The organism is Daejeonella sp., assembly GCF_044342615.1.
Lineage (GTDB): Bacteria > Bacteroidota > Bacteroidia > Sphingobacteriales > Sphingobacteriaceae > Daejeonella.
Genome location: NZ_JBIIPN010000204.1, coordinates 1 through 3416 on the forward strand (window position 1 = coordinate 1; position 3416 = coordinate 3416).

A 3416-nucleotide genomic window follows, 5' to 3' on the forward strand; every position below is an offset into this window, starting at 1 on the left:
CTAAAGGAAATTCGACAGAAACATTCTGCAAATTATTGCCTGTTGCATTTTTAAGGATTAGTGAATGTCCATTACCTTTTCTTCTTTGTTTAGGAATGGTAATTTCCTTCCTTCCGCTGATATAATCATTGGTAAGTGTTTGAGCCTTAGCAAATTCGGCAGGGGTACCTTGGCCAACTACTTGTCCGCCATGCTCACCCGCTGCTGGTCCCATATCAATTACATGGTCGGCATTCATGATCATATCTTTGTCGTGTTCTACAACAAGAACTGTATTACCGATGTCACGTAAATTTTTTAGTGCCGAAATTAGGCGTGCATTATCTCTTTGATGGAGTCCGATACTCGGCTCATCTAAAATATATAGCACATTCACCAATTGAGAGCCAATTTGTGTGGCTAGGCGGATACGTTGTGCCTCACCACCTGATAAGGTTTTTGCCGTACGATCTAGGGTTAAATAGTTTAATCCCACATCCAATAAAAAGCCTATTCTTGAACGTATTTCCTTTAAAATCTCCTTGGCAATGGTATTTTGACGTTCCGTAAGTCGATTTTCCAATCCCTCGAACCATTTACTTAGATTGGAAATATCCATGCAAGCGAGTTCGTGAATATTCTTCTGGTCGACTTTTATATGAAGCGATTCTTTTTTAAGTCGCGCACCCAAACATTCAGGGCAGCTTTTCAGAATTCGATAATTCTCTAGATCTTCACCAATATCATCGCCACGACGCTCCGTTTGCTCTTCCAGCATTTTTATGATGCCATCAAACTCAATCTGATAGTTTTGAACATTCCATTTATTGTACTCAACAGGAACGCTAATGATATCTTCAGAGCCATTTAAAATAATCTCAATGAGCTCTTCCGGAATTTTTTCAATGGGTGTGGATAGAGAAAAATTATATTTCTTAGCTAGAGCTTTTAGAATTTGAAATACCCAAGTCTCGCGATATTCGCCCAGTGGAGCCAATCCTCCTTGCAAAATGCTCAATTTCGGATTGGGAATTACGGAGTTTCGATCTACCTCAAAAATATAACCAAGGCCATTGCATCGCTCACATGCCCCATAAGGCGAATTGAATGAGAAGGTATTGGGCTGTGGTTCATCATAAGATATTCCCGAAATGGGATCCATCAGGTATTTGCTGTAAAAATATTCCTTATTTTCTTTATCGCTGATTTTGATGATGCCTTTTGATACTTTTAAGGCCGACTGTATAGAATCGTAAAGTCTTTTTTTATCGTCTTCGCTTACTAGCAAGCGATCAATAACCATCTCAATATCATGTATTTTATATCGGTCGAGTTGCATTTTAGGTGAGAGGTCTAAAATCTCTCCATCAACTCTCACTTTTAAATAACCTTGCTTACGAATTTGCTCAAAAAGCTCACGATAATGACCTTTACGGCCTTTTACCACAGGAGCAAGGATGTTTATTGCTTGGCCATTAAATTTTTCAATGATGCTTTTCAGAATTTGATCCTCTGTCATGCGTTCCATCTTCTGTCCGCTTACATAAGAATAAGCTTCCCCAGTACGGGCAAATAAAAGTCGCATGAAATCATAAATCTCGGTAATGGTTCCAACGGTAGAGCGAGGGTTTTTGCTGGTCGTTTTTTGTTCGATGGCAATTACGGGGCTTAAGCCTGAGATTTTGTCGACATCAGGGCGCTCCATGCCACCTAAAAACTGACGAGAGTAAGCACTAAAGGTCTCCATGTACCTCCGCTGACCTTCAGCATAAATGGTATCGAATGCTAAGGATGATTTCCCGCTACCACTTAGTCCGGTGATTACAACCAGCTTATTGCGGGGAAAGGAAACATCTATATTTTTTAAGTTGTGAACCCTAGCACCAAATACTTCTACTTCACTTTGTTCGCCAAGGTCGGGATTAGATTTATTCATAAATTGAATACTCGCTCTAAATTTTTGCAAAGATGCGATTTTTTAAGGTAGGGATTATTTATTGTAGTGATAAATAGGCCAAAAATTCTAAAATTTTACCTGATTATGCTAAAAAATCTAAAATTTCAGTGAAATAACATCAAAACAAAAAAGGCTGAATTTCTTCAGCCCATTTTGTTCGGTTTATTTGGATTAGTTTATCAAAATCTGTGGTGTTTTTGAGGCCTTTCCAGCTTCAAAAGGAAAATGATTTTCCGGTTTTTTATTTACTTGTGCTAATAACGTCGTCACTCTGCTTTTATAGCCATGGCGAGTGGGGTTTTCAATGATTTCTTTCATGGAAATCAATTTATAGACGTAAGAGGCGGTCTCTCTATTGAGTTTTATTTTGAAGTAATTATCTTCTTTTTGATGATTAATCTGCTTTCTTAGTCCGCCCTCCCCAATATTATAGGCTGCTGCAGCAAGTGTCCAACTTCCAAATTCACGGTATAAAGATTTCAAGTATTTTGCTGCGGCTACGGTCGATTTTTCAATGTTATGTCGTTCATCAATTTTAGAATTAACTTTTAACCCGAAATCGCGAGCAGTATTTGGCATAAACTGCCAATAACCTTCGGCACCTTTTGGTGAGGTTCCATACCTAAATCCACTTTCAACTAAGGGCATGTATTTAAAATCTGCAGGAATGCCATGTTTTTGCAAAATGGGCTCGATGATAGGAAACCATTTTTCGGCAAGATGGTGAAGCTTAGTTGTTTGGATTTTTTGATAGGAATGTGCTCTAAGATAAACCTTCATTTTACGTATAACTCGCTGATCTTCAATAGGAAAATCCTCATCTGCAAAGCTTAAATTTCGAAGGTAAATATCGTTAGTGATTGTTTTTTGGGATGATGCTGAACCGATATTCATGAAGCTGTCAATATCGGCCGGTTTACTAAAAATAAACAATTTGGCAGTTAATAGCAAAGCTAGCATCCCTGAACAGGTTATCAGGTGTTTTTTTATCATTTTGAACCTTTCTTTTATAATATTAGGTATCAATCTTATGCAAAGATACCAATATTTATCTAATTTTCAAATAGTTATGAACTAGAGCCTAATTAATGGCTTTGTGTTTTTGCGAATTTAAGCTTGAGATTATTATTCGTAATTCTCATTAATTCAGCTCTTTTCCGTATTTTTAACTATCTTTGTCGTTCTCTCTAAAAGGTATATACATTAATCATGCCATTCAAAAACAACAGGAACAGTCGGGACGACAAATCCACCAATTCAAAACGGACTTCAAGTTCGTCATCAAAAACTAATTCTTTTAAATCTGATCGTGCTGAAGGCGCTAGCAGTACAAAGAAGAAATCCTTTTCAGATGATTCTAAAAAACCTTTCAAAGCAGGTTTTAAAAAGACAGACGATAGATCAGGATCAAGTTTTTCATCCGAAAAAAGAAGCCCTAAAAGTTTTGGTCGTTCTGGTGGTGCTGATGAAAAATCTTCAG

2 protein-coding genes and 1 pseudogene are annotated in these 3416 nt (G+C 37.4%); 1 reads left to right on the forward strand and 2 read right to left on the reverse strand.

All coding sequences use genetic code 11. The features are described 5' to 3' along the window. Both uvrA and ACIQ0D_RS12310 read right to left on the reverse strand, forming a co-directional pair. A partial coding sequence (uvrA, locus tag ACIQ0D_RS12305; RefSeq protein ID WP_395806044.1) for an excinuclease ABC subunit UvrA occupies nucleotides 1-1915 on the reverse strand: 1915 nt, incomplete at its 3' end. Between the two features lie 192 nt (nucleotides 1916-2107). Next, a complete protein-coding gene (locus ACIQ0D_RS12310) occupies nucleotides 2108-2929 on the reverse strand; it encodes a lytic transglycosylase domain-containing protein (protein WP_395806046.1) in 822 nt (273 codons plus the stop codon). Nucleotides 2930-3145: 216 nt separating this feature from the next. Here ACIQ0D_RS12310 and ACIQ0D_RS12315 point away from each other — a divergent pair. Further along, nucleotides 3146-3416, forward strand: a pseudogene (locus ACIQ0D_RS12315) (hypothetical protein); the annotation flags it as partial.

What these genes read in the sequence shown, in the direction of transcription:
- ACIQ0D_RS12310 (WP_395806046.1), bottom strand. Translation starts at nt 2,929, where the DNA reads ATGATAAAAAAACACCTGATAACCTGTTCAGGGATGCTAGCTTTGCTA.